This is a genomic window from Clostridium sp. UBA2485, from assembly GCF_002341865.1.
Classification (GTDB): domain Bacteria; phylum Bacillota; class Clostridia; order Clostridiales; family Clostridiaceae; genus Clostridium_J.
In genome coordinates, this window is record NZ_DDOV01000003.1 from 1 (window position 1) to 18,052 (window position 18,052).

The window sequence follows — 18,052 nt, forward strand, 5'->3', positions numbered from 1 at the left end:
TTTTATTATGGAAATTAAAATCATACATAAGTTAAATTTTCATTAAGGAACCCTGTAAATTCCTCTAATATTCCTAGGGTTAATTATTAATTAAATAAACCGCTCCTTCACTATAAATCATGTTATTAAATAATTGACATTTATACTTTTCTAACTCTACATTTATAAATAATATATTAGACTTTATCTCTTCATTTCTAGCACATAATTCCGAATGCTCTAGTTTTTTAAATTCCCATATTTTATTAGATATAATATTATCACTTTCAACAGATAATATTAAATTATCAAAAGCTTTTTCAATTTCTATATTAAGCTTTAAATTTAATTCCTCTATGTTTTCAAAAATCTTATCACAAATCAAAGATGCTACAATAGGTTTTTGTTCAAGTAAAAGTTCCTTAATATAATTCTTTTTATTACTAATCTTTTCCTCTGGTTTTACAAAAACAGTTCTTACCCCTTCCTTTAGGCTCTTTATAATTCCCTCTTTTGGAAGTATTTTTACATCAAATTCTAAATTATTAATAAAGTCTTCATAATGAACTTTGAAATTACTTGTCATCTCTTCTAAGGTTATGAAAGATATTTTAGTAGAATCCTTAGAGAATTCATCACTAACACTTAATATTACTTTTCTATTTTCTTCAATATTGTTTTTAAGTTCTATCTGCTCTTCATGAACTTTTTCATATTTAGCTAGATATACCTCAAACTGCTCATTTAATAGCTTATATATATTTTCGCTACACCAATTATTGATGATTTCTAGAATTCTATATTCAGCTTCTTCTCTAATATTTTTTATATCTTCTATATCATCTATTAGCTTCACATTTTCTTCAATTATAGATGGTATATACATATTTAACTTTGACTCTAAATACTCTCTTAAAAATATAAGATCACTTTCTACTTTCCCTTTAAATTCTTTAATGTTTAATTTAAGCTCATCCTCAAATTCTTTTGTTTTAAAGCTAGTCTCTTCCATCTTATTAACTTCCACTCTTTTGTAGTCAAGTTCCTTATCTATTTTTTCATTGATTTTATTTATTTCACTTTTTAATAAATTAGCAAAATCATTAAATCTATATAAAGTCATATTATTAGGCGTTGTTTTTTCTATTTCCTCTAGTAGCTCTTTATGCTCTTCTCCACTAGCTACTATTTTTATATTTTTATCTATTTCTTCCAAAATATCTTTTAGAACATTTTTTCTATTTTTAAAATCATCATAAGTTAAATTCTCATTATTGGTTATTACAAATAAAAGTTTATCTAAATTAATATCTGCACTTAATTTTTTTAAATCTTCTATTTTTTCTTCATCCAAATTTTCCATGCAATCTATAGCTATTATTACTAAGTCTGCCACTAACATTTCATCCTTAGTAGTAACATCAATTATAGTAAAAATACCGCTTTCGAACTTTTCTTTAAAACTCTTATTTTCAAGTAAAAGCTCCAACAACTTTTCTCTACTATTTTCTTCACTACCTAAAAACACTAGTTTTACTGTATTATCACTACTCTTATATTGATTTTCATAGCTTATATTGGGATTAAACTTACATTTCTCTCCTACTAAATTTACTTTATCTACTAAGCCAATCCACGGATATTTTTGTAAAGGCTTTTTAATAGGCTTTATCTCTTTTAAAATTTCACTTAGCAAATTATCAACTATCTCTTTTTTATCATTTATATTATTTAATTCTAATATAGATAATAATTTAGTTGCCCCTTCAAAACTGTTATAAAAATCATTGTTTCTAAGGGAAGCGTTTATAAGATAAAATATAAAATCTTGCTCAAAATTTCTTATTTGAGAGTTTATATACTTTTTATTATCTAAATCTATATAAATTTCTCTTAGTACTTCGATACATTGTGGAAAATAAGAATAATCATTGTTCTCATAACTAATCTTATCAAAGCTTTCTCTAAGATAAAGTAAAAGCTTATTTAAAGCTATATCCCAATCCTTAACAGCTGTATACAAGGATATAATTAATAATCTCCACTGGTCAAACTTAAATGTAGTTAAAAGCAAATTGCAAAATTTGATAGCTTTTTCCACAGATTGAATATTAAAAGCCTTACTATTTTGACAGCATTCACAGGCAATATCTATAAAAAACTCTTCTTCACTTCTGCTATATTCATCATAGCAAATTTCCAGAGTTTTTAAAAAAGCATTATTATCTTTTAGAAATAATACTACATCTTTGTTTATATTACTGTATTCAGGTACAACCTTTATTATATTTCTAGCTGCTTCATAGGCTTTATCAGTATTCTTAAGTTGTTTAGAACTGTTATAGATTGCTCTATTTTTTTCTAAAAATAGAAGTTCTCTATCACTAGCTATGCTTTCATAAATTTCTAAAGCTTCTTCTACATTTTTATTTATATCTGCTAAACTCTTTCTAGACCACATCATAAGTTCAAATAATGTTATATCATCTTTATCCTCTAGCATATTAAAAAACTTTAAGTTAAGTTTTGTACTCTCCTCTAAAATTTCAATGACTTTATTAAAATTATTTAATGCAAACTCTCTATTGTTTTTCTCTATGTAAATTTCTCCTAAAGAATAATAAGCAACAACTAAATGTTTAAGTTCCTTATACTCTAATTTGGATATGACTTTATACTCTGTGTTTTTTATTATCTCATTAAAGAATTTTATACTTAATTTTTCATCTATGCTTACCTTATAAGTATTTTTCAAGCTCCAAAGATAATATTTTTTAAGTGCTAAACAAACTTCACAACTTATATTATTTCCTGCAATACTTAAATATAAGGTGAATTTATCCATAGATTCATAACACTTATTTAAAAAATCAAACTGCTTTTTTAATAACAAATCCATTCCTCCTAACATATTGGCAATAACTCTTATAGAATATTTTACCACAGCTTTGTATCCATAAAAACAAATAAAATTGCACATTTTTTAAAGATACAAATTATCTTTAAAAAATGTGCATTATTTTATATTAAGTCTGTAAAATAACTGGTCAAAGCTAGCATAAAATATACTGACATACTGATTAGCTATCTTTTTTGAAGGTACCTTAATTAATCCAGTAGTATATATCAATCATAATAAAGTTGTCTTTAATCAGTTTTTTTGTTTTTTAATAATTAAATTATTGTAATTTCAATTTCATTATACAATTAGTTTATTTTCCTATAGATTTAAAAGTTCATAATATTAAGTTTTTAAATCTATTTAAGAGAATCAAGAAATATTTAACTTGATTCTCTCTATACTTAAGCTTATTTCTATATAATAATTAAAGTTTAAGTTTTTATATTCTTTTTTCTTATAATATTGTTTAGTTATAGTACTATTTGTTCCTTATTTCTTATATGAAAGCTTTTCATTATTTTAATATATTTCAAATCAGCTCTTAAATATTCTATCCAATGTCATAGTATATTAATTATATTTACAGTTAATGTTCCTATATTTTATTTACCAATATAGTTTTTAATACTGTTATTAAAGTATAGTAATTTTATAATTCTTTCTTTTGGGTTCTTAACTTATATATTAGATATATTATACTATATGCACATTTAATGTATTTGTTGACTTTATTTTCATCATTAAAAGACCTATGGAAATCCATAGGCCAATATATTAAACCTGACCATAAAAAATGATCAGGGAGCTTAGGAAGCTTTTTAGCTTCTAGCATTGCTATAATATTCAATCCATTAAACTATCACATAATGAATTGATATATAGTTATAAAATTCTTTATCCCCTAATTACTTAAGACACCTAAAACATATGTATACTCAATTAATTATATTTATGAACATAACTAAATATTCCTATAAGACAAGTAAAGTAAAATAACTACTATATGAACGGTTCTCAAAATACTTAAGTCTAACTTATAATTTATCTTAACTATATTATTAGCTAATTTTTAAATAATAATTATTTATACTTTTTAATATTCACATTTATCACCCTATCGCATATAAATATTTAATATAGAATCTATATACTCATTTATATTAAATTTTATTATGTATCCTATTAATTACATATATAATTATATTATGTAATCATAGCTTAAAGTTGTGATAACAACTAAACTAATTTTTTTATCAATTTAGTTGACAAATACATTTCTAAGAGTATAATTATATTTATAATTCCTAGTAAAACACTCAAGTTTAATCATTGGCCAGTTTATATCGAATGTGAATAATCTAGTAGAATGCGTTGAAGAAGGAAAGTAGTATAAATTTAGGTTACAGAGAGAAAGCGGTGGTGGAAAGCTTTTACTGATAATTTATTTGAAGTGCCCTTTGGAGCTGAAATCTGAAATTTTAGTATGATTCTCCAGGTTCGCCTGTTATAGCGATAGGGTATTATTTGTACCTGAATGAGTGGGATAACTATATCCAATTAGGGTGGAACCACGGAGCGCACGCTTCGTCTCTAGATTTAGAGACGAAGCTCTTTTTATTTTTAAGATACATTTTCAATTTTATAGAAGTAATATGCACTCTTAAATTTCTACATTTAATAGCATTTCCAACTTGAATAAATTATAGCTTAAGTTTGGAAGACTATATTATAGATATACTACAGTAAAATTTAAAATATCTTAATTCATTATTTGAAAAAGCTAAGGCATTTTAACTAATTGAGAATTGACTGTTGACAATTATCAATTTCATACTAATGCGAGTTCAAATAATTCAATAGCATAATTATATAAATGCAAAGATTAAATGTGAAAGTAGTACATCTATAAGTATTTAATATGAAAATTTGAAATATATTAAGGAGGATTTATTATGATATTCAATAATTTAATAGATATGATAGGACAAACACCAATAATAAAACTTAATAAACTAGTAAGTAACGATATGGCAGAGGTATATGTAAAGCTTGAGAGATATAATCCTGGTGGAAGTGTTAAGGATAGAGCCGCACTGGGAATGATAGAAAAAGCTGAAAAAATGGGACTTTTAAAGAGTGGTGATGTCATTGTAGAACCTACTAGTGGTAATACTGGAATAGCATTAGCTATGATTGGCAAATCCAAAGGATATAAAGTTATAATAGTTATGCCTGATACTATGAGTGTTGAAAGAAGAAATATTATAAAAGCTTATGGTGCTGAATTAGTATTAACTGAAGGTGCTAAAGGTATGAAAGGTGCAATAGAAATGGCCTTAGACCTTGCAAAAAATAACGATAACTACTTTGTACCTCAACAATTTGAAAATATTGCTAATGCAGAAAAACATTATGAAAGCACTGCAGAGGAAATATTAAATGACATATCTGATTTAAATGCTTTCGTAGCTGGTGTAGGTACTGGAGGAACTATTTCTGGTGTAGGTAAAAAACTTAAAGAAAAAATTTCTAATATAGAAATAATAGCCGTTGAGCCTTTTAACTCCCCTGTTTTATCAGGCGGTTCACCTTCTCCTCATAAAATTCAAGGAATAGGTGCAGGTTTTGTTCCTAAAATATATGATAGTGAAATAATTGATTCAATAATGACTGTGAAAGATGAAGACGCTTTTAATACTGCAAAGCTTATGGCTAGTGAAGAAGGCTTCTTAGTGGGTATATCTTCTGGAGCTAATATATATGCTGCTTTAGAAATAGCTAAAAAATTAGGGTCAGATTACAAAGTTCTAACTATTGCCCCAGATGGTGGAGAAAAATATTTCTCAATGGGATTGTATGATTAATTTTACTTTTTATAATTTGGGTGTGATTTTATGTTTAGATATATAGTAGAAGATTTAAAGACAATTAAAAGTAAAGACCCCGCAGCTAAAAGTTTATTGGAAGGCTTTTTATATCCATCTTTTTATGCATTATTGCTTTATAGATGGGCTAATAGATTATATAAAATACGTTTTTATTTCTTAGCTAGATTTATTTCTCAGCTTGGAAGATTTTTAACAGGTATTGAAATTCATCCAGGAGCTACTATAGGAAGAAGACTTTTTATAGATCATGGTATGGGTATCGTAATTGGAGAAACTGCTGAAATCGGTAATGATGTAACTATTTATCATGGTGTTACCTTAGGTGGTACAGGACATGACCAAGGTAAAAGGCATCCTACTCTAGAAGATAATGTATTAGTTGGTGCTGGTGCAAAAATTCTTGGTCCTATAACTCTAGGAAAAAACTCAAAAATTGGTGCTAATGCAGTAGTCTTAAAATCCATTCCTGAAAACTGTACCGCTACTGGAATACCAGCCAAAGTAGTAAAACCAAAGATAGAACATTTAAGGCTAATAGAGTATGTTATATAAGAAATTAATACTAGTATGATATTACAATTATTATTATGAATTTTAACTCTACCCCTTGGGAATACTAAAGAATCTACATTATTCCCAAGGGGTACTTTAGTATTCTAATTAAAACTATTGAATTGACAACTTACAATGAAGAACTTATGATATGATAGTACTTTAAGAATTATATATACGAGGTAAGGTAATGAACGATTTTAAAAATTTTAATATAAGCCATAATATGATAAAATCTATAACTTCAGTAGGTTATGAATCACCATCTGAAGTTCAAAAAAAAGTTATTCCTTTAGCACTTAAAGGAGAAGATTTAATTGTAAAGTCTCAAACTGGCAGTGGTAAAACTGCTTCTTTTGGTATACCACTTTGTGAGAAGCTAGAGACAGAAAAAAATGCAGTTCAAGCTTTAATTTTAACTCCTACTAGAGAATTATCTATACAAGTAAAAAATGAAATTTCTAAATTAGGACTTTATAAAAAAATTAAAGCAATAGCTCTATATGGTAAAGAGCCTTTTTCTCTTCAAAGAAAAGAATTATCCCAAAGAGTTCATGTAGTAGTAGGTACTCCTGGAAGAGTTTTGGACCATATTACTAGAAAAACTCTTAATGTTGAAAATATCAAGTATCTTATAATAGATGAAGCAGACGAAATGCTTAATATGGGTTTTATTTCTCAAGTTGAAAGTATTATAAAATCTCTTCCACATAAAAGACAAACTATGATGTTTTCTGCTACCATTTCTGATGAAATTAAAGCTTTAAGTAAAAAATATATGAATTCTTCTTATACTACAATTGAAATTTCTCCTGAAAAGTTAACCTTAGATAATATATCTCAAGGTCTTTATATAGTAGAAGATAATCAAAAATTAAAGCTACTTATGGATTTAATTAAAACAGAAGATATAACTCAGGCTATTATTTTTTGTAGAACAAAAGATAAAGTTAGTGAGGTCTACCAAAAGTTAAGAAAATACAACCTTCCCCTTTGTGAAATTCATGGAAACATGCTTCAGAAAGATAGACTAAGCACTATAAAAGGTTTTAAAGAAGGTAAATATTTATTTATGGTTGCCACTGATGTAGCTGCAAGAGGTATTGATATTTCTACAGTAAGCCATGTTATAAATTATGACCTTCCATTAGAGGTAGAAGCATATGTACATAGAATAGGAAGAACTGGTCGTGCTGGTGAAAGTGGTACTTCTCTAACCTTTGTAACACCTTATGAAGATAAATTCTTAAAAGCTATTGAAGAATATATCTCTATGAAAATTCCTGTAAAAACTCCACCTTCTGAAGAAGAAGTCAAATCTTCTATCAATAAAGAGTTTAAAATAAAAATTAAAACTCCATCTAGTAATGATAATGTGGTCAAAATATATATTAATGGTGGTAAAAAGAAAAAGATAAGACGTGGGGACATAGTAGGTGCTTTAACTAATAGTGGAAATGTTCCTTCTGACTCTATAGGAATTATAGATATTTACGATACCTATAGTCACGTAGATATACTAAACGGTCATGGCAAAACTTTACTTAAAACTCAAAGTGAAATAAATATTAAAGGAAAACCTACTAAAATTAAAAAAGCAAAGGCTTGATTAATTAAGAATTCCAATATAATTTAAGAATCGTGATTTTATCACGATTTTCTTTTTTTTATCACAATTTTTGCATTATTAGGAATTATATATTATAATAACTTTGTTCTAAATATTGTATTTATGTTAATATTTTCATGTTTATATTATTAACATAATTTTATATTAACTTTAAATATAATCATATTTAGCTAATTATTTTAATATTTTAATGGGATAAATTGTTTAAGACGTCTTCAGAAAATGATCAGTTACTATACTAATCGACTTTAGGCGACTAATATAAAATTATAAGGGGGATTTGTAAATGAACAAATCAATAAAAAAAATTATTACTTTTTGTACAGTTATGGTATTATCTTTAACTGTAGTTGGATGCTCTAAAAAAGATTCATCACAAGAAGGAAATTCATCTAAAAAAGAAACGGTGGAGAAAAAAGAGGCTATGACACCAGAACAAGTTTTAGAGGAATATTTTAAAGATGTAAAAAAAGCTGAGAATTTAAAATCATCTAAGGATGTTAATACAATTTTAGCTAAAGCTTTTAATAATGATGATTCTAATACAGATTTTGTTAAAGAAATGGGAAAAGAAAATACTGATAAATTTATCAACGATTTTATGATTCCAATAGCAAATAACATAGAATATAAAATAGGTGAAACTAATATTAATGACAACAAAGCAACAGCAAAAGTAAATATCACTGCTATAGATATTAGTGAAAAAATTCAAGATATATTTGGTGGACTTATAAGCGAAGGTATGAAATTAGCCCTTGATGGAAAAGAACCTACAGATCAAGAGATAGCTGGAATTCTTATAAATGAATTGATAAAAGCATCAAAAGGAGAAAATGTAAAGAAATCAAGTTCTGATATAGAAATAACTTTAGAGAAAAAAAATAATGAATGGATTGTTAATGAAAATACTCAGCTTGAAAATATATTAGCTGGAAATCTAAACAAGATAGGAGAAAAATTCANNTAAAATTCAAATCCCTTGATATGGGAACTCCAAATAATTAATAAATTTTATTTTTTAGTATCAATTAAATATTTTAATCTATAATAAGGTACTTCTTTTAAGAGGTACCTTTATTTTATTAGCTTAAAAAACTATGCTAATTACTTCATTTAGCATAGTTTTTTTACATTTAATTGTATAACTCTTAATGAAAACCATAAGAAAAGTATGAACTATTCTCTATTAAATATCTCCGTATCTCCTAGTAGTGTAATTTCATTATTATCAACAATTATTCCACCAGTATCTTTAATTGCATATACCTTATCTTTCTTTTCAGTTAATACCTTGTTGATATAACTTTTTTGCATTTCTGTCTCCTCATAATGAACTTCGATACCAAAATCTTTAATCAAATTTAATCCTTTATTATATGAAAATTTATCATAGTCTTCATCAGGAGTAATATGATACTCTGCTATTTGAATCATTGCTCCAGCACTACTGCCTATAATAACACCAGTAAAATTTTCAATATCATTTATTAAGCCGAATTCCTTTAAGCGACACATCATTTTATCAGGTAATCCTCCAGTGAAAAATATTATATCGCTCTTTTTTACCTTTTCTTTTGCATTTTCCTTAGTATCTTTAAAATAATTTATCCAGTTTATATTTTCTTCTGCAATTCCATAGTTCAAAAATGGTAGAAGAACACTGTTGTAATACTTTCCATTGTTTTTACTGTAAGCATACTCCCATTCCATATTATTACTTATCTTTTCATTAAAAGAAAATGGTATTATCAAAACCTTATCATTACAATTTATATATTTTTCTATTGTATCTTTTGCCCATCTTTCATGAAAATTATATTCACTAAACAGTATATTAACCATTAATATCCCTCCTATTAATTTACTATAACTTGCAGGTATAGTAAATCATATACTGGTTATATACAAATATTAAAAGAAATATTTTATATCATTATAAAAGAAACTTTAATTTCTCATTGTTCCTTGCAAAATCCTATAAGTAATCATCATGATATTTAATTCTATTAGTTTCTATCTGCTCCTGTGTGATTTTATTTATTGCTTCTTTTTTAATATAGATGATATGATACTATATGCTGAATAGCAGAAAAGAAATATCCCTAGAGCAATATATTTACCATCCTTACTTTTAAGTGCTGAAAGTGTTAATAAAATTGATATTATAAAAAGAATTACATTAATAATAACTCTAGCAAACATAAATATACCTCCAAGATTTAACTTAGAGGTATATTCACTGCAAAGCATTTAAAGTCCTTTTAACTTTTAATATGTTAATAAAATGTTTTTATTAACATATTAAAATAAACGTAATTAATTGAAAACTTCTCATGATATACTAAAAGTTCCCCTTAACTCTTAATTTTTTTCTCTTAATTTTTTATTCCCACAGAAAAGCTATTATTATAGAAATTCAACTTATTATTATAAAACGCATATAAGAATTCTTAATGAAAATCTAACTTATACATAATTTAAACAAGAAAAATTCTTTTCTATGAATGAAAAGTAAAGAATTATAGTTAAAACTCCACCGTCAAAGCCTTTGGAGTTTTTTTAAATAAACTTCATTTTAGAAATTCACTAATAGTGAATTTCATCCTAAATCTTTCATTTTTAATTATTAATCCTTAATTTCTAAGGGGTTAATCTGTTTTATAGAAAATTTATTTTTCAGAGTATATATTAAGTTTTAGCATTGTATCCCTATACTTATCTTATTTTTACCCTAACGCTAATAGAAAATCTTTATAAATCTCCCTACTCTTCTGACTTGCAATTACTGTTAATAGCTTTTTTTGCTATACTTAAAGATACTAACACTACTAAAGCTGCAATTCCCCATTTTTTTATCTTACTATTTTTTTCTATGTTAATATCCTTTGTATCACTAACCTCATTTTCTATGTTTCTTCTAATAATATTCATAAAGTATACATCCTTTCATCATTAAATTTATAATGTAACTAAGAATAATTATTTTTCATCTTAGCTTTCTATAATCATATACTAAGTTATTTAAATTAAAAGAATAGTAATAATAGCTTAAAACAACATTAAATACAAATTAGAAATTCTAATCTTATCATTAAAAACCTATTTTTTCATAATTTTATATTCTCTTCCTTTAAGTTAATGGTATAATTTGTATATGAAATTGTAACCTCGATAGTTAAAAATTTAAAGAGTAATGGAGGAACCTGTATATGATAAATCAGCTTGATTTAAAGGATGAAAAAGTTCTAGAAAAAATACTAGATGTACAAATACCATCTTATAAGATTGAAGCAGAAATTATTGGATTTGATGAAATACCACCATTAAAAGACACAATTAATACTTTAAAACAATGCAATGAAATTTTTTACGGATATTTTATTGATGATATTCTAGCTGGCATTGTTTCCTATAAAATTGAAGATGACACTTTAGATATCCATAGGGTTGCAGTACATCCTTCTTTCTTTAAAAGAGGTATTGCAAAGGAGCTTATTAACTTTGTAGAAAAAATTAATAATATAAAAAATATAATAGTATGTACCGGAAAAGAAAATATACCTGCTGTAAATCTATATATGAAAAATGGCTATAAAAAAATTAAAGACATCAAAATTAGGGACGGTTTTTATTTAACATCCTTTGAAAAAATACTATAATTTAAAACTATAATAAATTATTTCACAATATTAATAGATTATATTGAAAAAAATAACTAGCCAGTATCCTTGTCTAGTTATTTTCTTTAATAATATAGATATAACAATTGCTTATTTTTTATCATATTGATGTAAATTATATTGCTCAATTAAGCTTATAAGTGTAACTGCATAGTTAGGATCTGTGGCATATCCTGCCCTTTGCAATGCAAAAGCTTGTCCAATATGATCCTTTTCGTTAAAAAATCCTGCCTCAGAATAAATGCTATTTTCAACTAAAAATTTTCCGTGATCTTCAAGAGAATGGTCCCAGGAATCATAAGCTCTAAAAGCTGCTTTAACCTCAACCTTCACTCCTCCATACCATTCATAGGTTAGCATTTCAACATATTTTCCACTCCAGTAAAAGGCCTTTATACCAAATAAATTATTTGCTTTAGCTGTGAGCCCTGAGCTCCCCCAACCTGATTCTAATATTGCCTGTGATATACTTATTGAAGGCAATACTCCATATTTTTTATAAGTGCTCTCAGCTCCTGGTATTACTTTATTAATGAATTCTTCTTGTGTTAAGTTAAGAGGCACTCCTTCTCCATCTATTAAAATTCCTCCTCCAAACTGTTCATTTAACAAATTTAAACCTACATCTCTATAAAGTTTAATATCTCTCTTTTCTTCTTCTGAAAATCCCATTTCATCCATTACTTGATCTAGGTTTTTTCTTCTATAGGCTGTTACCTTTTCTACTCTTTCTAATTCTTCTCCTTTAATATTTGTTGTAATAACTTTTCTTTCTTCTATATATTCTTCTATAAAAGATTCTCCTAAGGATAAAACATCACCAGATTTTACATCTTTAAAATTTTGTTTATATCTAACTGCATCAATTGCCATTAAATCACGCCAATCAACTTTAACATTTTCCTTGCTAGCACTTTGAGCTCCACTTATATACATTCTAATAATCTCTTCATCTGCTGCTGGCACCGTTTTAATTACTACAAATGAGGTGGCAAACATAATAGGTATCATAAGTAATGCAATAAAAAAAAGTAATATCTGCTTCCAGTATTTTTTTAATAGTGATGCACCCTTTATGACCACATATGGATTCATATAATCACCAGCCTAACCTAAGTTTAAATATCTTGATTTAACTCCATATATTTCTTCAAATTGAACAGGATCTATAACTTCTAATTCAAATTTCGATGCTCTAGTTTGTATAACTACCCTTTGAGAGCCAACAATAAATATACCTTTACCTTTGCTCCCCTTTTTCTTACCGCCTGTACCTTTTAATATTTTTATTTCACTATCACTAAATGAATATAGTTTTTTAGCTACAGGAATATCACTTTCTCCTAGTCGCATAAATAATTTAAAGTATGAATTATCTATAATTGCTTGTCCAAATCGAGGAATACTTAAAAAGTCTGGTAAGTTTTGAGTTGCAGTTATAAGCCTTATTCCAAATCCCCTTCCCTGTTTACTTAATTTAGTAGATAAAAACATAAGTGTCTGCGGATTTTGAGGGTCTGCAAATTCATGACATTCATCTACATATATATCTTTTCTTGTAGGATTTATAGTTCCATCCTTTTTAGCAAACTGCCATGTATCTTTAAGTAAAATATCATATAATGGTTTTTTAACAGCCTCAGGAATATTAGATATATCAAATACAGTAAACTTATCAAAATTCCAATTTGTTTGACCATTAAATATTTTAGAGTAAGTACCTTTTGAATATGGTTTAATACAGGCTTTTAAATATTTTCTTCTTTCCAATTCCATCTCTGCATCAGAGCTTTTTATTTTTTCTTCCATTACTTCATCTAAAGTTGACATAGTACAAAATTCTTTAGGTAGTTCTATGCTTTGAAAATTCAAACCACATTTTTTATATGAATCTCTTATGTCTTCTTCTAATAAACTTTCATCATAGGGTGTAAGCTCTGGAATTATCCATTTGAAAAATACTATAAGATCCATTATTTTTTGAGATAAATATATTCCAATATCACTTTTTACTTCTTGTTGTTCTATAGAATTATCTGATATGGTATTTCTAATGTGAAAGGGATTAACTATAGTTCCCGAAGTTGCAGAAAATATATACCTTTTCCCCCAAGGGAAATTTAAATCTCCTTTAATATCGAACATGATTGTATAATCAACATAGGGTATATTTCTTATAGCATCAGTTTTTATAAAGAATGTTTTTCCTGAGCCTGAATCTGCTAATATACACATATGGGCATTGTTATATAATTTATTTCTATAGTTTGCTATTACCAATCCTCTACTTATTTCATTTTCTCCAATAAGTGTTCCACTTTGCTCCATGAATTCTGAAGAATCAAAGGGTATTATTGATGCTACATCCTTTGTGCTTAAATTCCAGATATAATTTTCAGTAATTTTATTATCTGCAAGAATGGGCATTATTGTATAAAAAGGTTCAAAGCCCTTTCTTTTAATTTCAGTACTTTGAAGATAAGAGCTTGATATTTTAGACCTTACTATGTTTGAAAGAGTATCAAGTTCTTGAATATCCTTTGCGCTTATTCCTATAGTGATATTGGTATCATAGAGACTAACGTTATCATTCCCTAACTCCTCTATCATGTTTTTAGCACTTTCTTCTTGTTTAAAATATTTTTGTCTTGAAGCCTCATCCTTTGCTGATATTGCCCTAGCATTTAGCTCATCAACGGCTTTAGATAATTCTTTTATTATAGTAGCTTTGTTTTTAGGGTTTAATATTATTGCAATATTCACATCTCCTCTTATGTTTAATAGCTTTTTAAGCCATCTATATTCATCTACATTTTGAGGATATTTTGATATAGCATAAAATCTATATAATCTGTTTTCTATTTCTAAATGTCTACCATCTTTAAATCTTACAGCATTTTGTGGATATATATTTTCTAGTAACCAATCCTCTTTATAGGGTTCTACCTGACTTTGTTCCGGATTCATCTTCTCATATAATAACTGCTTTATTTCTTTTTCTTTTAATTGTTCCACATACATTTCCTGTGATTCTAATTCATTTTTCACACTTATATAAGCATCTTCTAAAACTTGTCTTGCAGTATCACTATTTTTATCTTTAATCTCTAGAACCATGTAAAAATTTAATACTGTTCTGCTTTTATTAGCTATACTTTCTAAATACTTCTTTTGTTCTTCTAGAAGTTCTATTCTAAATTCATCAGATAATTCTTCTTTTTGTTTTTCTATATTTTTAATATTAAGTGATATATCAACTCTTTCACTTTGTATATAAATACCTTGTCTTCCTTCAAAGGAATTTAATGCTCCTTGGATCGCATTAGATATATCTCTTAACATATCTTCTGGTGCCAATTCTCCATTGATGGGAGTAACCTTAGCAACTAACTTATACTTATGATCATTGCCTATAATAATGTCTTTCACATCTTTTATGGGTAAGTTAAAAGTTTCTTCTTTATTTTTTATATTATTTTTCTTTGGTATTTTCGATCTTGTTCCAAATAACTTTGCGAACATCTTCTAACTCACATCCCCTCTCATAAATTATGTTGCCTTCTAATTCATATCTTATGATATCCTTCAAAATATCTAATCCTGTTTCTCTATTGTTGAATTCAGCAAATAAAATAGTAGTTAGCCCTATTGCTAACACCCCAAAAAATAAAGTTATAGGGCTAAAATTACTTAATATTGCGAAAACTTCTATAGTAAAAATTGGAAAAAATTTAATAAAATTTCTTGCAGTCATTGGTCCTATTTTAACTCTACCATCCACATGTCGTGGAATACTTCTTTTATTCATAATTACACTCCTTAATTAAACTAATGGTCCAATAGGGGACGAAGATTTTACCATACGTTTCATGGCTCTCATTTTTCCATAGCCTCTTGCAGCGGTTCCTGCTGTTTTAACTGAAATGGAACCTGCGCCAGAAGTATATAAAAAATTCCTTAAAACTTGAGGGCCTTTAAGCATTATAGAAATAGATGCTATACATAATATTGCCATCATAATTCCATCTACAGTAGTCATTATTGTAATTAATATTTGAAGCAAAAACATGTGTATTGATTGAGTGAATACAATACATATGGTCTCTTTAAACCATACCTCAGCACCTTCTCCATCATTTACAATAGATACAGCTGCAATTGGAGCAAATAAAATACATATAAGTAATTCAATATATCTTATACTTCCTGCAATAGCTAATATAAGAAACCCTATTCCTAGGATTAATAGTACTAAAATCATAAGCTGACCTAAATCAGAAAGATTACCTACTAAAGTTTTTGTCTTACTAAAATGTTCTTCAGTTATTTCAAAGCCTATAGCTTGAATAAACTTCATTAATGCATTATTAATTGGTAACAAAACATCTATCACTAAATAAGGTAATACATAAATAGCAGCACCTGACTGCAAAACTTTAATCATAAGTGCTGAAATTGAGCCATTATTTCCTCCTAATACACCGCCGCTTTGATATTTTAAAGCTTCCCAGGCTATTCTAACTAATAGAAATGAAGCAGCAATTATTTGAATATATACTAAGTATTTATTAATATTTATATATTTATTTATGTCAGTTATATTAATAATAGTTTCCGTTATAAATTTAAATGCCTCATTTATTATGTTAGAACATAATTTAGCAAAAAAACCCCAGATTCCTTCTGTAATATTATTAATAATCCAATCCATATTGCACCTCCTTATTTACTAAGAGTGACTTCTAACTGATTATCAATAAAGACTTTCTCAAAGTTTCCCTATAAGAAAAAGACTTTAAATCGATTTTCTCAGTTAAAAGATGATAATAGAATTACTAACTTAAACCCTAAATTGTATTAATTTTTATCAATGTACTTTTACACTATATTATGTAAAAGCTTATTCTACTTATAAAAAGCTTCAGCAATAATCTGAAGCTTTTAATTTATACCTTCATCTTGTCCACTACATAAGTTGCAAACCAAATTAAAAAGAAAACACCACCACCCATATAGACAGTCTTTTTAATATTAGACATAGCTTCCGCTTTCTCTGATCCGTCTCCTTGAAAATATTTAAATGCATGAATAAGAATTACTACTACTGTAACCACTGCCACTAAAGCTAAAAACCATCCCTTAATATCATTTAGTATTGCTGTTATTTTAGGTACAAATGGATTACTTGAAGCCATTATTAAAAAATTCATAATTAATACCCCCTTCCTTTTTCTATTTAATTATACTAAATATTTACTTTAATATAAAGATTTTTACAAATATTTATTTAAAAAGTTATATTACCCGTAAATATACTATATTTTACAATGCATATTTTAATAAATTCTACAATGATTTAATTTTTCATACCATAAATCTACATATTTATATTTAAAATTTATATATGTACTTAACTTTTATATATTTTTTCAACATATAAAGGAAAAAAATAAACTCTATTGAATTATGTTTTGTAATATACTAAATAGCTACTTTTAATATCTTATATGCACTGATTTTTCTCAGAAATACTCTAGGAGGTGAAGTTGTGAAAAGAATATTAATTATTATATTTCTTGTAATTTTATCAAATATTTCATTTATAAGTTGCATCAATGAAAACAAGATTAAAAATGAACCAAAATTTGGAATATATCCTGTAAAGGAAGAACATAAAAGTGGCGCTTTAAGTTACGGAAGAAATGAAAAAGGCGAATATATAAAACCTGAGTTAACTCTTGAGGAGTTACTTATAGATGAAATACCATTAATTACAGAGGAAGATATAAAAAAATATCATTGGAATACTCATGAAATAGAGCTAGCTAAAAATTATTTTAAAAAACATAATATTAAAATGAGTTATAATGCAAATTCTGATAATGCAGGAAGTAATTTATTAGGAACAAAAGAATGAGATGCAGTTGTTATAACAGCAAAAGGTAAAAGAATCTATTGTGCAGGATTTCCCCTTAGCCTAAGAAGATCAAATTTTTTACCTGAAATTTTAATTAGAGATGTAGAAAGTAGCTTTTTTATTGACAAACTTGGAAATAAAAGTTCAGAAGATGTACGAAACAGTAAATATATTTATGAAGCATTAAAAGAAGCTAATATTTTAATAGAAAAATAATTAGTGGAATTCAAAATGTTTTTTACTTAACCTTACGCGATAAAAATAAAGTATGAAATAGTTTTTTATGTGATTAATATATAAAACTACAGCTTAGAATAAAGGAAGTTTAATTCCTATTTCTTTAAGCTGTAGTTTAGATTTTTTTGTATATTTTATGTTAATATCTTAATAGTATATAGATTCTCTGTAAAAATAACTTAACTTTTCAAAAATTAAAGATTGACAATTACAGTACTAATTTAGGAAGAAATTCATTCTTAGTGAATTTCTAAAATAAAATTT

General features: G+C 26.5%; 14 protein-coding genes and 1 other annotated feature. Of the genes, 5 read left to right on the top strand and 9 right to left on the bottom strand.

The window, feature by feature from the left end; translation table 11 throughout:
• Positions 1-79 precede the first annotated feature (79 nt).
• Positions 80-2,872: a hypothetical protein gene (locus B3603_RS00135; protein WP_291559345.1), complete on the bottom strand. Its 2,793-nt coding sequence runs from the start codon at positions 2,870-2,872 to the stop codon at positions 80-82.
• 1,371 nt (positions 2,873-4,243) lie between these two features.
• Positions 4,244-4,476 (top strand) — a binding site (T-box leader).
• A gap of 357 nt (positions 4,477-4,833) precedes the next feature.
• Here B3603_RS00135 and cysK point away from each other — a divergent pair.
• From cysK to B3603_RS00150, 3 genes are all read left to right on the top strand, one after another.
• Positions 4,834-5,745, top strand: coding sequence for a cysteine synthase A (gene cysK / locus B3603_RS00140; RefSeq protein WP_291559347.1), 912 nt, complete (start codon positions 4,834-4,836; stop codon positions 5,743-5,745).
• Between the two features lie 30 nt (positions 5,746-5,775).
• Positions 5,776-6,321: a serine O-acetyltransferase EpsC gene (epsC, locus tag B3603_RS00145; RefSeq protein ID WP_291559349.1), complete on the top strand. Its 546-nt coding sequence runs from the start codon at positions 5,776-5,778 to the stop codon at positions 6,319-6,321.
• Between the two features lie 190 nt (positions 6,322-6,511).
• Positions 6,512-7,930, top strand: a complete 1,419-nt coding sequence (locus B3603_RS00150; protein WP_291559351.1) for a DEAD/DEAH box helicase — start codon at positions 6,512-6,514, stop codon at positions 7,928-7,930.
• 1,200 nt (positions 7,931-9,130) lie between these two features.
• On the opposite strand, the gene B3603_RS00155 is transcribed toward B3603_RS00150, so the two are convergent.
• The 3 genes from B3603_RS00155 to B3603_RS00165 all read right to left on the bottom strand — a co-directional run bounded on the left by B3603_RS00155 (position 9,131) and on the right by B3603_RS00165 (position 10,885).
• Positions 9,131-9,796, bottom strand: a complete 666-nt coding sequence (locus B3603_RS00155) for a Type 1 glutamine amidotransferase-like domain-containing protein (RefSeq protein WP_291559353.1) — start codon at positions 9,794-9,796, stop codon at positions 9,131-9,133.
• A 195-nt stretch (positions 9,797-9,991) separates the two neighbouring features.
• Entirely contained in the window at positions 9,992-10,156 is a 165-nt protein-coding gene (locus B3603_RS00160) for a hypothetical protein (RefSeq protein WP_291559355.1), read from the bottom strand.
• Between the two features lie 561 nt (positions 10,157-10,717).
• Positions 10,718-10,885 carry a hypothetical protein gene (locus B3603_RS00165; RefSeq protein WP_291559357.1) on the bottom strand — a complete coding sequence of 56 codons (168 nt, stop codon included), beginning with the start codon at positions 10,883-10,885 and terminating at the stop codon, positions 10,718-10,720.
• A 278-nt stretch (positions 10,886-11,163) separates the two neighbouring features.
• Between B3603_RS00165 and B3603_RS00170 the strand changes: the two genes are divergently transcribed.
• A complete protein-coding gene (locus B3603_RS00170; RefSeq protein ID WP_291559359.1) occupies positions 11,164-11,613 on the top strand; it encodes a GNAT family N-acetyltransferase in 450 nt (149 codons plus the stop codon).
• Between the two features lie 111 nt (positions 11,614-11,724).
• Here B3603_RS00170 and B3603_RS00175 read toward each other — a convergent pair whose 3' ends face one another.
• From B3603_RS00175 to B3603_RS00195, 5 genes are all read right to left on the bottom strand, one after another.
• The gene (locus B3603_RS00175) at positions 11,725-12,729 is read right to left on the bottom strand and encodes a glycoside hydrolase family 73 protein (protein WP_291559361.1); all 1,005 of its coding nucleotides are present in this window, start codon (positions 12,727-12,729) and stop codon (positions 11,725-11,727) included.
• A gap of 12 nt (positions 12,730-12,741) precedes the next feature.
• Positions 12,742-15,156 carry a VirB4 family type IV secretion system protein gene (locus tag B3603_RS00180; RefSeq protein ID WP_291559363.1) on the bottom strand — a complete coding sequence of 805 codons (2,415 nt, stop codon included), beginning with the start codon at positions 15,154-15,156 and terminating at the stop codon, positions 12,742-12,744.
• On the bottom strand, positions 15,107-15,442 hold the full coding sequence (locus tag B3603_RS00185; protein ID WP_291559365.1) for a hypothetical protein: 336 nt from the start codon (positions 15,440-15,442) through the stop codon (positions 15,107-15,109). Before B3603_RS00185 ends, B3603_RS00180 begins: the two co-directional genes overlap by 50 nt.
• A gap of 15 nt (positions 15,443-15,457) precedes the next feature.
• The gene (locus B3603_RS00190; RefSeq protein WP_291559367.1) at positions 15,458-16,345 is read right to left on the bottom strand and encodes a conjugal transfer protein TrbL family protein; all 888 of its coding nucleotides are present in this window, start codon (positions 16,343-16,345) and stop codon (positions 15,458-15,460) included.
• A 235-nt stretch (positions 16,346-16,580) separates the two neighbouring features.
• Positions 16,581-16,844: a hypothetical protein gene (locus tag B3603_RS00195; protein ID WP_291559369.1), complete on the bottom strand. Its 264-nt coding sequence runs from the start codon at positions 16,842-16,844 to the stop codon at positions 16,581-16,583.
• A 338-nt stretch (positions 16,845-17,182) separates the two neighbouring features.
• Between B3603_RS00195 and B3603_RS00200 the strand changes: the two genes are divergently transcribed.
• On the top strand, positions 17,183-17,551 hold the full coding sequence (locus B3603_RS00200) for a hypothetical protein (RefSeq protein ID WP_291559371.1): 369 nt from the start codon (positions 17,183-17,185) through the stop codon (positions 17,549-17,551).
• Positions 17,552-18,052 lie beyond the last annotated feature (501 nt).